General features: G+C 72.9%; 11 protein-coding genes. 2 read left to right on the forward strand and 9 right to left on the reverse strand.

Annotation, left to right across the window (positions count from 1 at the left end; translation table 11 throughout):
- Window positions 1-144 precede the first annotated feature (144 nt).
- Complete coding sequence (locus ACVW07_RS07115) at window positions 145-885, forward strand: hypothetical protein (protein ID WP_456818552.1); 741 nt, start codon at window positions 145-147, stop codon at window positions 883-885.
- A 1717-nt stretch (window positions 886-2602) separates the two neighbouring features.
- Here ACVW07_RS07115 and ACVW07_RS07120 read toward each other — a convergent pair.
- Complete coding sequence (locus ACVW07_RS07120) at window positions 2603-3031, reverse strand: FtsB family cell division protein (RefSeq protein WP_456818553.1); 429 nt, start codon at window positions 3029-3031, stop codon at window positions 2603-2605.
- Between the two features lie 383 nt (window positions 3032-3414).
- Here ACVW07_RS07120 and ACVW07_RS07125 point away from each other — a divergent pair, with 383 nt between their 5' ends.
- Complete coding sequence (locus ACVW07_RS07125; protein ID WP_456818554.1) at window positions 3415-3936, forward strand: N-acetyltransferase family protein; 522 nt, start codon at window positions 3415-3417, stop codon at window positions 3934-3936.
- A gap of 165 nt (window positions 3937-4101) precedes the next feature.
- Here the strand turns inward: ACVW07_RS07125 and eno are convergent, their stop codons facing one another.
- The 8 genes from eno to ACVW07_RS07165 all read right to left on the reverse strand — a co-directional run bounded on the left by eno (window position 4102) and on the right by ACVW07_RS07165 (window position 16228).
- Window positions 4102-5385 carry a phosphopyruvate hydratase gene (gene eno / locus ACVW07_RS07130; protein ID WP_456818555.1) on the reverse strand — a complete coding sequence of 428 codons (1284 nt, stop codon included), beginning with the start codon at window positions 5383-5385 and terminating at the stop codon, window positions 4102-4104.
- 124 nt (window positions 5386-5509) lie between these two features.
- The gene (pntB, locus tag ACVW07_RS07135; RefSeq protein WP_456818556.1) at window positions 5510-6898 is read right to left on the reverse strand and encodes a Re/Si-specific NAD(P)(+) transhydrogenase subunit beta; all 1389 of its coding nucleotides are present in this window, start codon (window positions 6896-6898) and stop codon (window positions 5510-5512) included.
- The gene (locus ACVW07_RS07140; protein ID WP_456818557.1) at window positions 6898-8460 is read right to left on the reverse strand and encodes a Re/Si-specific NAD(P)(+) transhydrogenase subunit alpha; all 1563 of its coding nucleotides are present in this window, start codon (window positions 8458-8460) and stop codon (window positions 6898-6900) included. The genes pntB and ACVW07_RS07140 overlap by 1 nt, the downstream gene beginning before the upstream one ends.
- 122 nt (window positions 8461-8582) lie before the next feature.
- Window positions 8583-9305 (reverse strand): MazG family protein, encoded by a 723-nt coding sequence (locus ACVW07_RS07145; protein WP_456818558.1) that lies wholly within the window; start codon window positions 9303-9305, stop codon window positions 8583-8585.
- Between the two features lie 10 nt (window positions 9306-9315).
- A complete protein-coding gene (locus tag ACVW07_RS07150) occupies window positions 9316-9954 on the reverse strand; it encodes a hypothetical protein (RefSeq protein WP_456818559.1) in 639 nt (212 codons plus the stop codon).
- Window positions 9955-10027: 73 nt separating this feature from the next.
- Window positions 10028-13726 carry a transcription-repair coupling factor gene (gene mfd, locus ACVW07_RS07155; RefSeq protein WP_456818560.1) on the reverse strand — a complete coding sequence of 1233 codons (3699 nt, stop codon included), beginning with the start codon at window positions 13724-13726 and terminating at the stop codon, window positions 10028-10030.
- Window positions 13727-13985: 259 nt separating this feature from the next.
- On the reverse strand, window positions 13986-15053 hold the full coding sequence (locus ACVW07_RS07160) for an acyltransferase family protein (RefSeq protein WP_456818561.1): 1068 nt from the start codon (window positions 15051-15053) through the stop codon (window positions 13986-13988).
- A gap of 68 nt (window positions 15054-15121) precedes the next feature.
- Window positions 15122-16228 carry an acyltransferase family protein gene (locus tag ACVW07_RS07165; protein WP_456818562.1) on the reverse strand — a complete coding sequence of 369 codons (1107 nt, stop codon included), beginning with the start codon at window positions 16226-16228 and terminating at the stop codon, window positions 15122-15124.
- Window positions 16229-16327: the final 99 nt, after the last annotated feature.

A 16327-nucleotide genomic window follows, 5' to 3' on the forward strand; every position in this document is an offset into this window, starting at 1 on the left:
CTCCTCATCGTCGTGATCGGCGCCACGTTCACGCCATGCGCGCAAGCTTTCACAACAGACAGCCGAGCCGATGACGACACGATTCACCTGACCGCGTTCCAAGCCAGGCAGTTCTATGAGGCGGCTGCGCGGCAGGATCCGGCGTTGTTGACCACCCGGTACATGCGTGCCCCGCAGTGCAACGTGCCGACCGGTGGTGCCGCGGAGCCGGGTGCGCCGGTCGGGCCGGCGCCCGTGGACGGCGGCGCGCTGCCGGCGTGCGGCAGCACGAACGCGACGATCATCGTGCCGACCTGCATCGACGGTCCCGCGATCCTGCCGCTGTGGCGCCAGACCCGCGCCTCGATCACGGACTCCTGGGCGGGCCTGCCCTGGACCCTGGCGATCGGGTACTCCTGCCCCGAGGACGCCGTGCCGACCATGACCGAGGCCGACTTCCGACGCCTGCCCCTGCCACCACCGGTCCTGCGGATGGAACCCGACCAGGGCTGGGTCCTGGTCAACATCGACACCATCGTGATGACCGACCCCACCCCACAGTCCTTCCGTACCGACCTGCTCGGCTACGGCGTGGACGTCATCGCCACCCCGACCACCTTCGACTACGACTTCGGCGACGACCTGGACGGCCTGGTCACCACCAGCCCCGGCCACCCCTGGCCCCACCAGGACACCGCGCACGTCTACCAGAGCACCGGCACCCGGCAGATCACCTTGACCACGACCTGGACCGGCCGCTACCGGGTCGACGGCACCAGCATCTGGCGCGACATCACCGGCACCGCCCACACCACCATCACCGGCGCACCCTTCGACGTCCAAGAACGCCGCTCCCACCTCGTCAGCGGCCTCTGCACCGACATCCCCCAACCAGCCGACTGCTGAACCACCCACCGACCCGAGGGTGCATCGAAGGGAACCGGTCGCCCTCCCGATGGGGCACGTATCGGACACCACCGTGGACGCGGACAGGCCGCAGGCCAGGGCTCGGCAACCCCATCACGTGTGAACGATCGGTCCTCGGGATCGGGCCGCCTCGGTAGAAGTAGACGGACCCCGTGCAGCCGCTCGGTCGTCATCTGTGACTGCAGAGCACGCAGCGTCGCGGCGTCGAAGCCGTCCCCGACCCCGCGAACCATGATCGTGGCGGACCCCGACGTGAGGTACGTGGTGGCGGCGGCCTGCCAGCGCTGGTTGCGGATCCGGGGTACGGGCCGGCCGGCGGCGTCTCGGCTGCCGACGTCGTAGGTCTGCCCGGACACGTCGACAGGCACGTCGCAACGCCGGACCACGTCGCGGGTCAACACGTCGAGCAGCGCAAGGGCGCCGGGCGAGTCCGACCGGATGCACCCTGTGGCCGGCAGAAGACCGCGTACCGCGGCGGCCGGAAATGCAGGGACGGGGTGGACCGGGACGGCGGCGGCCGTGAGCGCGAACAGGGCACCGGCCGCTACCGCGACAGCTGGACGACGCGACGCAGGGACGAGCGAGACCGCGGCGGCCGTCACCACGCTGAGGGCCGCGGCCGAGTACGCCGAGTAGTGGGCGTAGAAGGACGGTGACACCAGGATGACCAGCACTTGGGTCCCGAGCAGGACGACCCAGAGTCGGGCGCGTCGGTGCACCCACGTCACGATCGCCGCGGCCGTCACGGCGGCGCAGACGAGAGCCGCGAGCGCGGTCTGCGCCGCGATCGGGGCGGCTGCGGTGACGTCGACGCCCGTGATCCCTTCGAGACGGAGCACGACCGAGCCGGGCGTGCGCGGGCGCCCGAGCTGATCGAGGATCACGAGTCGGAACATCCTCGACGGGGCCGCGATCGCGAACGGGAGCAGGACCGCGGCGGCACTTGCGGTGGCCGCCCCGGCGACGAGGGCCACCGACCTCCACCCGCGGGTCACACCGACCCACGCGATCACGACCACGACCGGCACGACGTTCCAGATCTTCACGACCGGGCCCAGTCCGAGCACGACACCGCCGGCGCACAGCCACCACGACGTCGCCCCCGCGACCCGCGCCCGCAGCAGCAGGAGCACCGACGCGAGCAGGGTGAGCGTTCCGAGCGGTTCGAGGAGCGTCAGCCGCTCGGCGTACGCGGCCGCCGACGAGACCGCGTACAGCAGGCCGGCGACGACCATGGCTGAGGTGCCCCAGCGCCTCGCGAGCCGGGTGACCAGGATGGTGTTGATCGCTCCGAGGCAGACGAATCCGAGGCGGGCCGCGGCCAGGGCCTCGGAGTCGCTGAGCCATCGCGTCAGGAGCGCGAAGGGGGCGAGTGCCAGCATGATCCCTGGCGGGTGCAGCAGCAGGAAGTCCCGGTACGGCAGGCGGTCGTGGACGAACGCGACCGCTGAGGCGAAGTAGACGCCGTCGTCGTACCCGTGGTAGCCGTACAACCCGCTCGCGCCGCCGAGCGCGCTCCACCGGACCAGGATAGCGAGGAGCGCGGCCCCTGCCGCGACGCACCGCGCGACCGCGCGCGCGGGCGGCGACACGGTCGGTGCGTCGCGCGCGTTCATCCGCCCATGGTGTCCGGCTGACGCTGAAGAACACCTGAGTGCGCGGGTCTCCTCAGTGCTGGTGGCGGGACGGGCCAGAGCTACGGCGTCGTGGTGGCGTCAGGGACAGTGTCGGCCGGTGTCGCGCCCGCGATCTGCACCGACTCCCAGACCGTCGCGTACCACGGCCGGGTCACGCCGTCGCCCTGCACCGTCGCGGCGGGTCCAGACGTCGTCACGGTGGTGTCGGGAACGGTCTCCGGGTCCTTCACACGGAACGCCATCTCGCCGGGCATCACGAACGACAGCCGCTCACGGGCCTGCGCGACGACGTACGCGGGGTCGTCCCACCGCTTCAGGTCGGCCGCGAGGTCGTCGTTGCGGGCCTGCGCCGCCGCGACCTCACGACGCAGCTCCTCGAGGGCCTGCCGTTGCTGAAGGTACGAGTGCAGGGTGGGTGACACGAGGATGAACGCGAGCAGCAGGACGAGCGAGAACACGAGCACCCGGACGGTGAACAGCCTCGGCATCCGCACCTGGACGCGCTCGGCCCGCGGTGTGCCGCGCGCCGGGGTCGGCGTCCGCGAGGTCGGCCCGGATGCGCCGGCCCGGGGCGCCGGTCCGCGGGCCGCCGTGGGACCGCCACCCACGCGCGGGGTCGCACCGGAGCGGGGGGACGAGGACCGGATGGCCGTGGGACGGCCGGATGCTGCCCGTGGCGTGCCCGACGACGGCGTGGGCGGGGAGGCCGACGGGGTGGTCCTCGGCGGTACCGGTCGCCGCCCGGACGCACCCGGCTGCACCGGACGACGGGGGGCTGACATGCGTCGATTGTGCCTTGGACCCCATCGACCTGCGCGGACGTCGACCGGGCGCGCCGCCCGAGGCCACCGTGTGAGTAGCGTTCGGGGGTGTGAGCAGCGACGCGCCGTCGGTCACCCTCCGGACCTACGGACACCCGGGCGACGCCCAGGCGACGTTCGACGTGTTCCAGGCTGCCATCCGGCAGACGGCCGCCGCCGTCTACGACCCGCAGCAGATCGAGGCCTGGGCCGGCCCACCGAACCCTGACCTGACGGGCTGGGACCACCGACGCCGTCAGGCGACCACTCTCGTGGCGGAAGCCGGGGGCGCGGTCGTGGGCTTCGCCGACCTCTGCGAGGACGGCCTGGTCGACATGCTGTTCGTCCATCCGCGGGCGGGTCGGCAAGGCGTGGCGCGCCTGCTCGTCGAAGCGGTCAAGGACGACGCCCGCGCACGCGGCATGACGGTCCTGCGCACGTTCGCCAGCCGGAGCGCCGAGCCGGCGTTCGAGCGCCTCGGGTTCACGGTGGTGACCTACCGCCCCGACAACACCGCCCCCGGCGGGGTGGTGGTACCCAACTACGAGATGCGCTGCGTCCTGGCACCCCCGACCGGGCCGCCGCTCCCGTAGAGCCGCTGCGCGGAGGGCCTGGTTCGACGACCGTGCCCGCCCCGGGCACGCCCGAGGGGCCACACGCACGAGAGCGTGCGACCCGGCCGGAAGGCTCGGAGCGCACGCTCTCGTGGTGGTGCTGTGACCCGGACGCGCAGCGTCAGCCGCGCGTCACGGGCGCCGTCAGGCCTGGCGGAACCGCGGGAAGGCGGAGCGGCCGGCGTAGCGGGCGGCGTCGTCCAGCTCCTCCTCGATGCGGAGCAGCTGGTTGTACTTGTTGATGCGCTCGCCGCGGGCGGGTGCACCGGTCTTGATCTGGCCGGCGTTCGAGGCGACGGACAGGTCGGCGATGGTGGTGTCCTCGGTCTCGCCGGAGCGGTGCGAGGTCATCGTCGTGAAGCCGTTGCGCTGGGCCAGCTCGACGGCCTCGAACGTCTCCGTCAGCGTGCCGATCTGGTTGAGCTTGACCAGCAGCGAGTTGGCGGCCTTGAGCTCGATGCCCTTGCGCAGGCGCTCCGGGTTGGTGACGAACAGGTCGTCGCCGACGATCTGCACCTTGTCGCCGATGGTGGCGACCAGGTGGGACCAGCCCTCCCACTCGTCCTCGGACAGCGGGTCCTCGATGGAGACCAGCGGGTAGTCGTTCACCAGCTGCTCGTAGTACGCCGACAGCTCCTCGTTCGACAGGGACTTGCCCTCGAACTGGTAGGCGCCGTCCTTGAAGAACTCGGTGGCGGCGACGTCGAGCGCGAGGCCCAGGTCGACGCCCGGCGTGAAGCCGGCCTTCTCGATCGCGACGAGGATCAGGTCGAGCGCCTCGCGGTTGCTCGACAGGTTCGGCGCGAAGCCGCCCTCGTCGCCGAGGCCCGTCGACAGGCCCTTGCTCTTGAGCACGGCCTTCAGCGAGTGGTAGACCTCGACGCCGCTGCGCAGCGCCTCGCGGTACGTGGTCGCACCGATGGGGGCGACCATGAACTCCTGGATGTCGACGTTGGAGTCGGCGTGCGACCCACCGTTGAGGATGTTCATCATCGGGACGGGCAGGACGTGCGCGTTGGGGCCGCCGAGGTAGCGGAACAGCGGCAGGTCGGCCGAGTCGGCGGCGGCCTTCGCGACGGCGAGCGAGACGCCGAGGATGGCGTTGGCGCCGAGCTTGCCCTTGTTGGGGGTGCCGTCGAGGTCGATGAGTGCGGCGTCGACGAGACGCTGCTCCGTGGCCTCGAAGCCGATGAGCTCCGGGGCGATCTCGTCGATGACCGCGTTCACGGCCTCCTCGACGCCCTTGCCCAGGTAGCGGGACTTGTCGCCGTCGCGACGCTCCACCGCCTCGAACGCGCCCGTGGAGGCGCCCGAGGGCACAGCTGCACGCGCGATGGTGCCGTCGTCGAGTGCCACCTCGACCTCGACAGTGGGATTGCCGCGAGAGTCAAGGATCTCGCGGGCGCCGACGGCCTCGATGCTGGCCATGCGTGCTCCTTCGACAGCAGGGTGGGTTTACGACCTCACCCTAGTGGCGCCCCGGCACGGTCGTCGTGGGACGTCGGACCTTGGACACAGGACGACCGCGGGAGTAGGGAGGTCGTCGCGCTGGTCAGACGGCCTGCGCGATCCTCTCCGTCTGGTCCTTGGCGTCCCCGAAGAGCATCGCGGTGTTGTCCCGGAAGAACAGCGGGTTCTGCACGCCGGCGTACCCGGTCGCCATGGACCGCTTGAACACGATCACCTGCTTGGCGTGCCACACCTCCAGCACGGGCATGCCGGCGATCGGAGAGCCCGGGTCGTCGAGCGCGGCGGGGTTCACGGTGTCGTTCGCGCCGATCACGAGGACGACGTCGGTGTCGCCGAAGTCGCCGTTGATCTCGTCCATCTCCAGCACGATGTCGTACGGCACCTTGGCCTCGGCGAGCAGCACGTTCATGTGCCCGGGCAGCCGCCCTGCGACCGGGTGCACGCCGAACCGCACGTCGACCCCGCGGGCCCGGAGCTTCGCGACGAGGTCCGCGACCGGGTACTGGGCCTTCGCGACGGCCATGCCGTAGCCGGGGGTGACGATGACCCGGCGGGCGTCGCGCAGCATGTCCGCGACGTCGACGGCGCTGACCTCGCGGTGCTCCCCGTAGTCGCGGTCCCCCGCGACGACCGTCCCCTCGGAGGTGCCGAAGCCGCCGAGGATCACGCTGACGAACGACCGGTTCATGGCCCGGCACATGATGTAGCTGAGGATCGCACCGGACGAGCCGACGAGGGCACCGGTGACGATGAGCAGGTCGTTGCTCAGCATGAAGCCGGCCGCCGCGGCCGCCCAGCCCGAGTACGAGTTGAGCATCGAGACGACCACCGGCATGTCCCCGCCGCCGATGGACGCGACGAGGTGCCAGCCGAGCGCGAGGGCGACGACCGTCATGAGGATCAGCGGCACCACGGACTGCGCGCCGACGAACCACCACAGCAGGCCGCCCGACGCGACGAGCGCGCCGAGGTTCATCCAGTTCCGGCCGGGCAGCGTGAGCGGCGCCGACGGGATCTTCGCCGACAGCTTGAGGTACGCGACCACCGACCCGGTGAACGTCACCGCGCCGATCAGCACGCCGAGGAACACCTCGACGAGGTGCACGGCGTCCGGCGTGGACTCGGTGAGGAACGAGTTGTAGCCGACGAGCACCGCGGCGAGGCCGACGAAGCTGTGCAGGATCGCGATGAGCTCGGGCATCTGCGTCATCTCGACGCGGCGCGCCTGCCACGTCCCGGCGGCCGCCCCGACCAGCAGGACGACGGCGATGAGGGTGGCCGTCGTCGGCACGGGCCGCTCGCTCGCGTCGAGGGACAGGGCGATGGTCGCGGCGAGCGCGAGGACCATGCCGACCATCCCGAGGGCGTTCCCCCGACGGGCGCTCTCCTGACGGGACAGCCCCGCGAGGCTCAGCACGAACAGCAGCGCGGCCAGGACGTAGACCGCCTGCGCGAGGGACGTCAGGGTCATCAGGCGTCCTTCCGGAACATGCGGATCATGCGGTTCGCGACGAGGAAGCCGCCGAAGATGTTGACGCTCGCGACGGCCGCCGCGATGCAGGCCAGCACCGTGACGAGGGGGTCGGACGACCCGATCTGCAGCAGGGCGCCGACCAGGATGATCCCGGAGATGGCGTTCGTCTGTGCCATCAGGGGCGTGTGCAGCGAGTGGCTCACGTTCGAGATGACGTAGAAGCCGACCACCACGGCCAGCACGAACACCGTGAAGTGGCCGAGGAACGCGGCCGGTGCGAACGAGATCGCGAGCGTCACGAGCACGGCCGCGAGCGCGAGCCCGACTGTCCTTCGCTGCCGTCGCCGGGCCGCCGCCTGGTGCGCGGCCTCCTCGGCACGTGCGAGATCCTCCGCGGTCGGTGCCGGGCCGGACGGGCCGGGCATCGCCGCCGACACCGCGACGGGCGGCGGCGGCCACATGAGCTCGCCGGCGCTCGTCACCGTCATGCCCCGCTGCACGGGGTCGTCGAGGTCGAGCACGAGCACGCCGTCCTTGCCGGGCGTCAGGAGCTGCAGGAGGTGCACGACGTTGGTGCCGAACAGCTGCGACGTGTGCTGCGGCAGCCGCCCGGCCAGGTCGGTCCACCCGACGATCACCACGCCGTTGTCGGTGACCAGCCGCTGTCCCGGCACGGTCAGCTCGCAGTTCCCGCCGCCCGAGGCCGCGAGGTCCACGATCACGCTGCCCGGCCGCATCGCGGCGACCATCTCCGCGGTGATCGTGGTGGGCGCCTGGCCGCGGACCAGCGCCGTGGTGATGACCACGTCCGCCTCCGCCGACTCCCGGGCGTACACCTCGGCGGTGAGCCGCTCCTGGTCGGCCGTCAGAGCGGAGGCGTAGCCGTCGGCGCTCACCTGCTGCTGCGCCTGGTCAGCCCGGACGAACGTCGCGCCCATCGACTCGATCTGCTCGCCGACCTCGGGCCGGACGTCGAACGCCCGGACCTGCGCACCGAGGCTGTCCGCCGTGCCGATCGCCGCGAGACCGGCCACCCCGGCACCGATGACGAACACCTTCGCGGGCGGCGTCTTGCCCGCCGCGGTGACCTGGCCCGAGAACATCCCGCCGTACGCCTCGGCCGCCTCGACGACCGCCCGGTAGCCGGCGACGTTGGACAGCGTGCTCAGCACGTCGATGCTCTGCGCCCGGGAGATGCGCGGCACCGCGTCGAGCGACAGGGCCGTGACGCGGCGCGCGGCCAGCCGCTCGAGGAGGTCCGCCCGGGTGGCCGGCTGCAGCATCGCGACGAGCGTCGCGCCAGGCCGCATCGCGTCCACCTGGGTGCCCCACGGTGCACCGACGGCCGTGACGACGTCGCTGCCCCACACCTCGGTCGCGTCGCCGACCACCGCACCGGCGGCCTCGTAGGCGGCGTCCGTGAAGGTCGCCCCCGCGCCCGCGTCGGTCTCCACCACCACCTCGTAGCCGAGCGCGCGCAGCTGGGCGACCGTCCTGGGCGTCGCCGCCACCAGCCGCTCGCCGGCGCGGATCTCCCGGGGGACACCGATCGTCGTCACACGTACCTCCGTCGAGCTGGGCAGTCGGGTCGAGCTGTGGGCCAGAGGGCCGAGGGTATCGACCCGACGGGTGGGCGTCTGAGACGCAGGTCCCACATCCGTGGCCGCGACGTCCGCCCTGGTCACACCGAGGGTGCCTCCGGGCCGGCGGACCCCGCACCGGCACGCTCGGTCTCGCGGACGTCCTGCTCCCAGCCGCGCGTCACCCGACGCAGCTCCCCCTCGGCGTCCAGGCCCGCCGCGTGCGCCTCGGCCACGAGCACGAAGAGCCGCTCGCCGAGGCCGTCGCCCGCCGGGCCGTCGACCGCGAGCCCGGCCCGCTCGGCGCGCGCGAGCACCTTCTGGGTGCGGGCCAGCGCCCCCAGGCTCAGCGGCACGCCGTCGAGCGCGGACGCACGACGCTTCTCGGTGCGCTTGATGCGGTCCCAGGCGACGTGCATGCCCTCGACGTCCGTGGTTCCCGACCGGTCGGCCGAGTCGGCCGGGCCGTCGCCGAACACGTGCGGGTGGCGACGGACCAGCTTCGCGACGAGGTCGTCGGCCACGTCGTCGACGTCGAACGGGTCCTGCGTGTCCTCCTGCGCGATGCGGGCGTGGAACACGACCTGGAGCAGCAGGTCGCCGAGCTCCTCGCGCACGCCGGGACGGTCGTCCGTCTCGATCGCCTCGGCCAGCTCGTGGGCCTCCTCGAGCGCGTACGGCACGAGCGACCGGTGCGTCTGCCCGGCGTCCCAGGGGCAGCCGCCGGGCGAGCGGAGCCGGTCCATGACGTCGACGAGCCGACGCAGCGGGTCGTCGTGCGCGCTCTCCTGGGAGCCGCCCGGCAGGTCCGGCTGAGGGCTCATCCGCGAGGGCTCAGGACGTCGGGGTCGGGGTCGGCGTGGCGTCGGGCGCGGGTGCGTCCGAGCCGCCGTCGGACCCGCCGGCACCCTTCGGCTCGACGATCCACGGCTGCCGCCCGGGAGCGGAGATCTGGTTGCCGTCGGCCAGCTCGCCGAACCTGGGGTTCACGGTGACGTCGAGCTTGCCGAGGTCCTCGCTGACCTGCGCCGCGACGTCCTTCGCGTTCGGCAGAGCCTGCAGGTTGTTGAACGCGATCGAGTACTTGGCCACCGTGAGGGACGGCTCGGTGAACGTGGGCCGGTCCGGCGTGCCGCTCCGCTCGACGATCGCGTCGAGCAGGGCCTGGGCGTCCTCGTCGGACACGCCGACGCCCTCGTCGTCCGCGACGGCGAGGTACGTCGGCGCCTCCACGAGCACGTTGAGGATGTTGAGCGACGTCACCGCCTGCAGGTAGGGGCCGAGCTCCTGCTTCGCGGCCCGGACGTCGGCCGTGGGGATGGCCGTCCCGTTCACGACCGCGGCGTCACCCGGCTCGCCGTCCGAGCACCCGGCGAGAGTGCCCGCGACCGTCGCTGCCACCACGCTCGCGACGAGCACCCCGCGGACCGGGTGCCGTCGACCGGCCGTACCCGCACGCCACTGCACCGCCACCTGGGACCTCCTGCGTCGTCGCTCGTCGATCGCCGTCATCGTAGAGCCCCCGGCCACGTGCGCGGCGACATCGTCAGCGCCCGGTCCCGACGCTCGCCGCGGCAGCCACGTCCCCGCGCACCACGGCGTCGACGAACTGGCGCGCCCACACCAGCACGTCGCGCCCGTGCAAGGGCTTGCCGCCGATCCGCGCGGTCGTCGGGAACGGGACCAGGACGGTGCGCGTCGCGGGCTTGAGCACCGACCCCGGGTAGAGCCGCTTGAGCCGCAGCTGGGCCGACTCGGGCAGCTCGACCGGCGCGAACCGCACGAACTTGCCCTGCGCCGTGACGTCGGCCAGCCCGGCGTCACGCACCCCGATCCGGAACTCCGCCACCTCGAACAGGTTGTCGACCGCGGGCGGGACCGCGCCGTACCGGTCCACGAGCTCGGCCCGGACCTCGCCGAGCGTCGCGGCGTCCGCGGCGGCGGCGATCTTGCGGTAGGCCTCCAGGCGGAGCCGCTCGTGGGCGATGTAGTCGTGCGGCAGGTGGGCGTCGACGGGCAGCTCGATCGTGACGTCGGGCAGCTCCTCGGGGACGTCCCCGCGGAAGCCGGCGACCGCCTCGCCCACCATCCGGATGTACAGGTCGAAGCCGACGCCCTCGATGTGCCCCGACTGCTCGCCGCCGAGCAGGTTGCCCGCCCCGCGGATCTCGAGGTCCTTCATCGCGACGGCCATGCCGGCGCCGAGGTCGGTGTTCGCCGCGATCGTCTGGAGCCGGTCGTGCGCCGTCTCGGTGAGCGGCTTCTCCGGCGGGTACAGGAAGTAGGAGTACGCCCGCTCGCGGCCCCGGCCGACCCGCCCGCGCAGCTGGTGGAGCTGCGAGAGACCGAGCAGGTCGGCCCGCTCCAGGATGAGCGTGTTGGCGTTCGAGATGTCCAGGCCGGTCTCGACGATGGTGGTGCAGACGAGCACGTCGAACCGCTTCTCCCAGAAGTCGACGATGACCCGCTCGAGCTGGTGCTCGTTCATCTTCCCGTGGGCGACCGCGACGCGGGCCTCGGGGACGAGCTCGGTGATCCGGGAGGCCGCCCGCTCGATCGACTCGACCTTGTTGTGCACGTAGAACACCTGGCCCTCGCGCAGCAGCTCGCGGCGCACCGCGGCGGAGATCTGCTTCTCGTCGTACGCGCCGACGAACGTGAGGACGGGGTGCCGCTCCTCCGGCGGGGTCGCGAGCGTCGACATCTCCCGGATGCCCGTCACCGCCATCTCCAGCGTGCGCGGGATGGGCGTAGCACTCATCGCGAGCACGTCGACGTTGGTGCGCAGCGCCTTGAGCGTCTCCTTGTGCTCGACGCCGAACCGCTGCTCCTCGTCGATCACCACGAGCCCGAGGTCCTTGAACCGCACCTCGCCGGTGATGAGCCGGTGCGTGCCGATGACGATGTCGACCGACCCGTCCGCCAGGCCGGCGACGACCTCCTTCGACTCCTTCGGGGACTGGAACCGCGACAGGGCCCGCACGGTCACCGGGAAGGCGCTGTAGCGCTCGCTGAACGTGTCGAGATGCTGCTGCACCAGCAGCGTGGTGGGCACGAGGACCGCCACCTGCTTGCCGTCCTGCACGGCCTTGAACGCGGCCCGGACGGCGATCTCCGTCTTGCCGTAGCCGACGTCGCCGCACACGAGGCGGTCCATCGGGATCGGCTTCTCCATGTCGGCCTTGACCTCGTCGATCGTGGCCGCCTGGTCGGGCGTCTCGACGTACGCGAACGCGTCCTCCAGCTCGCGCTGCCACGGGGTGTCCGGGGCGAACGCGTGGCCCGCCGTCGCCATCCGTGCGCTGTAGAGCCGGATGAGCTCGGCGGCGATCTCCTTGACGGCCTTCTTCGCCCGGCCCTTGGTCTTGGCCCAGTCGCCGCCGCCCATCTTGTTGAGCGTGGGCGCCTCGCCGCCGACGTACTTGGTCACCTGGTCGAGCTGGTCGCTGGGGACGAACAGCCGGTCGCCCGGCTGGTTCCGCTTGCTGCTCGCGTACTCGATGACCAGGTACTCGCGGGTCGCCGCGTTCGCGCCCGTGCCGATGGTCCGCTGGACCAGCTCCACGAACCGGCCGACCCCGTGCTGCTCGTGCACCACGAAGTCGCCGGGCCGCAGCTGTAGCGGGTCGACGACGTTGCGCCGGCGGCTCGGCATCCGCCGCATGTCCCGCGTGCTGCTGCCCGCCCGGCCCGTGAGGTCCGCCTCGGAGAACACCGCGAGGTGCAGCGGCTCGGCGACGAACCCGGCGCCGACGGGTGCGGGAACGACGAGGACGACGCCGCCCTCGGGCTCCTGCTCGATGCCGCCGACGAGCCTCGCCGGGACGTCGGCGGCCCTGAGCTGCTCGACCATGCGCTGCGCCGGGCCGTGCCCCTCGGTGGCCAGCACCAGCCGCCACCCGGCCTGCTGCAGCGTGCGGACGTCGGCGACGGCGCGGGCCACCTCGCCGCGGTAGCGCTCCACGTCGCGCGCGGCGACCACGACCGTCCGCTCCCCCGCGAGCAGGTCGTCGGCCGCGTCGGCCGCACGGTCGGCCGCGGTGGGTGTCCGCTGCGCCTGCGTGGTGCGCGCGGTGCTGTGCTCCTCCGGGTCGGCGCCCGGCGCGCCGGCGGCCACCGCGGCCTCGGCGTCGAGCGTGAAGCCGCTGAGCGTCCACCAGCCCAGTCCCCGGACCGCGGACAGCGCCCTGACCTCGGCGAACGATGCGAACGACGCGGCCGACAGGTCCAGCGGCGTCGCGGCGCCGGCCGCCGCCGACGTCCACGCCGCCTCGAGGAACTCCTGCGTCGTGGCCACCAGGTCGTGCGCCCGCCGGCGCACCCGCTCCGGGTCGGCGAGGACGAGCAGCGTGTCGTCCGGCACGAGGTCGAGCACGGGCACCATGCGCTCGACGAGCACCGGTGCGAGCGACTCCATGCCCTCGACCGCGATGCCGGCGGCGAGCTTGTCGAGCATGTCCATGGCACCCGGGAGCTGCGGCACCAGCTCGGCGGCGCGCGCCCGCACGTCGTCGGTCAGCAGGATCTCCCGGCACGGCGGCGCCCAGACCCCGTGGTCCGCGATCTCCAGGCTGCGCTGGTCGGCGATGGAGAACCACCGGATCTCCTCCACGTCCTCGCCCCAGAGCTCGACGCGCTGCGGGTGGTCCTCGGTGGGCGGGAACACGTCGAGGATGCCGCCGCGCACCGCGAACTCGCCCCGCTTCTCCACCATGTCGACCCGCTGGTAGGCCGCCGCGACGAGCCGCTCCGAGAGGGCGGTCAGGTCGACCCGGTCCCCGACCTCCACCGAGACGGGCTCGAGCTCCCCGAGACCGTCGACGACCGGCTGCAGCAGCGCCCGGACCGGCATGACGAGCACCCGGATCGGCCCCGCGGGTCCCCGCTGCTCCGCCGGGTGGGCGAGCCGGCGGAACACCGCGAGCCGACGCGCCACGGTGTCGGACCGCGGCGACAGCCGCTCGTGCGGCAGCGTCTCCCACGACGGCAGCACCGCGACGTCGTCGTCCTCCAGGTAGCAGCGCAGCGCCGCAGCGAGCTCGTCGGCGTCGCGCCCGGTCGCCGTCACGACCGCCAGGGGCCGACCCTTCACACCCGGCGCGGCCCCCGCGAGCGACGCCAGCAGAAGCGGGCGCACCCCTGCCGGGCTCACGACGTCGAGCTCACCGCGCGCCCGGACGAGCTCGACGGCGTGCGCCGCCGCAGGGTCGGCGAGCAGCGTCGGGAGGAGGCCGGACAGGTCCATGAGGGTCCTTCGCAGGGTCGACGGCCGGCACACCGGCGCAGCACGAACGCCCCGCGTCGGCGAGACCACGGGGTTGGCGCCAGTTTACGAGGTGGCGCCCGTCCCGCGGGGCGTCGGGATCGCCCGCCGTCCGCACGTCCCCCGGGGTCGGCCGCGTCGGCCGCGTCGGCCGCGTCGGCCGCGTCGGCCGCGTCGGCCGCGCCGGCCGCGCCGGCCGCGCCGGCCGCGCCGGCCGCGCCGGCCGCGCCGGCCGCGCCGGTCAGGCCTCCGTGCGCTCGGCCGTGACGGCGCTCGGGCGGTCGAGCCGCGCCACCCAGCGCCGCGGCATCTCGAACAGCGGCACCGTGAGGTGCACCCGTGCCACCAGGGCGTGCGTCCCGAGGCACAGCGCGATGACCGCCGAGGCGACGACGAGCGGGTACAGCAGCGCACCGACGGGCGACGCGAGCACGTCGGCGAGCGCGCCGTGCGCGAACCCGGCAGCGGCGAGCAGCACGAGCGCGATCCAGAGCGGGTGCAGGACGTAGACCGGCAGGGTCCGGCGCCCGAGCGCGACACCCAGCCGGAGCACCGGCGACCACCGCACCGCGACGGCGACGACGGCGACGGCGAGCACCAGGAACGCGGCCCCGCGGACGAGGAACAGGACGCCCTCCGCGATCTCGTTCCCCGCCGTGAGCCGACCGCACAGCGTGACCCCCGCAGCCAGCACGGCCGCCACCGCGACGACGACCACCGACGCCCGGTCCGCGAGCCGCCGCAGCAGGTCCGCGCCGTAGACGCCCAGCGCGAAGTACACCGCCAGCTCCGGGACCTTGCTCCACACCTGGTCGGACGACGTGGTCACGTGCATGACGACCGAGAGCACGGACAGCGCCGTCAGCACGACCCACGCGGGGACCCGGTGCAGCGCGCCCAGCACCGCGATGTACGCGGCGAGCGCGAACACGTACCAGAGCGTCGTGTCCGGGACCACGAGCTGGCGGGCCGCGTCGGCGGCCCCGTCGATGTGGTGGGGCAGCGTCGGCTCGGCGACGACGGCGTAGAACACCGCATACACCACGAGCCACACGACGTAGAGGTAGTAGTTGCGCACCGACCTCAGCAGCAGCCCGCCCGCCCGGAAGCCCGCGCGCACCCGCCGCGCCATCACCAGACCGGAGACCGCCAGGAGCACCGGCATCCGCACGCTGCCCATGAGCCCGTAGACGCGGTCCCAGAACGACGCGCCCAGGTGCGCGACCGGCACGCCCGGGTCCTGCACGTGCCACAGCACCACGTGCGCCACGACGACCGCGGCGACGCTGTACCCGCGGGCCGCGTCCACCCATTCCAGCCGAGCACCACGACGCGGGGCTCCCGCGGGCGTCCTGTCCACGGTCGGCGACCGGGTCGTCACGGCCGCGGCTCCGCCGTGGTGACGACCGGGACCGTCACGGCGTCGTCGCGGCGCCGGCCCACCGCGCTGCGACCGTCGACGTCGAACCAGTCGGGTGGTGCGTACAGCCAACCGGCACCGGCCCGCTGTGCGCCCCGGTGCAGGCCGAGCGCGAGCGTGATGGCCACCGCGGCGAGGGCCGGCGGACCGAGCACGTCCACCAGCGGGACGGTGAGCAGTCCGGTGTGGCTCAGAAGCACCGCGCACAGGATGACGATCGGTGTGTGCGCGAGGTAGATCGGCAGCGTCTGCGAGCCCAGCGAACGCAGCAGGGCGAACCGGGCGAGCGCGCGGCTCAGGGCGATGCCGCCGAGCACGCCCAGGAGGCAGTTGACGAAGTAGAGCCCCAGAACCTCGCGCCAGCCGAGCGCCCACAGCCCGACCGCGACCGCCAGCCAGACGACGAACGCGGCCACCAGCACCGGACGTCCGGCGGTGGAACCGAGCCGCAGGACGAGGTCCCGGCCGTACATGCCGACGAGGAAGAACCCGTAGTACTTGACGGCGCCGCTCCACCCCGGGCTGGCGGTGTCCCAGCCGCTGAGCGCAACCGCAGCACCGGCCATCGCCACGGCGACCTGGACGCCGGGCGCGATGCGGGACGTCAGCTTCGCGACGACGAAGTACACCGCGAGCGCCCAGATGAACCAGAGCTCCAGGCGCGGCATGAACGGCGACAGCACGTACGGCTGGATGATGCTGCTGGTCACCGAGCCGGCGCCGCGCATGCGCAGACCCAGGTAGTAGGTGACCGACCCGATGGCGCCCCACACGAGGAACACCCACAGGTACAGCCGGATCTTGTGCCGCCACAGCGGCCGCCAGGCGCCGGCGACCCACTTGCCGGCGAACAGGCCGGCGAGCGTGAAGAAGAGCGGCATCCGCAGCGACGACATCACGAGGTTGGCCTCGACCCACCACTCCACGTGCGCACCCGCACCGAGCAGCCAGTTGGTCGCGTGGAACAGCGCGACGAGCGTGATGGCGATGCCACGTCCGGTGTCCACCCAGGTCACCCGGACCTTGGCGCCGAGCGGCGACGGGGCGGGTGCCGGGCTGGTCATGCGCCGAGTCTAGGCGGCCGGATCATGCCGAACAGGTGCGAAGCGGGCGAAAAAGGTGTGCCCTGGACCGCCCTCCGTCGGCGTGGTGCGACGATTGCT

Source organism: Cellulomonas sp. URHB0016 (genome assembly GCF_054057935.1).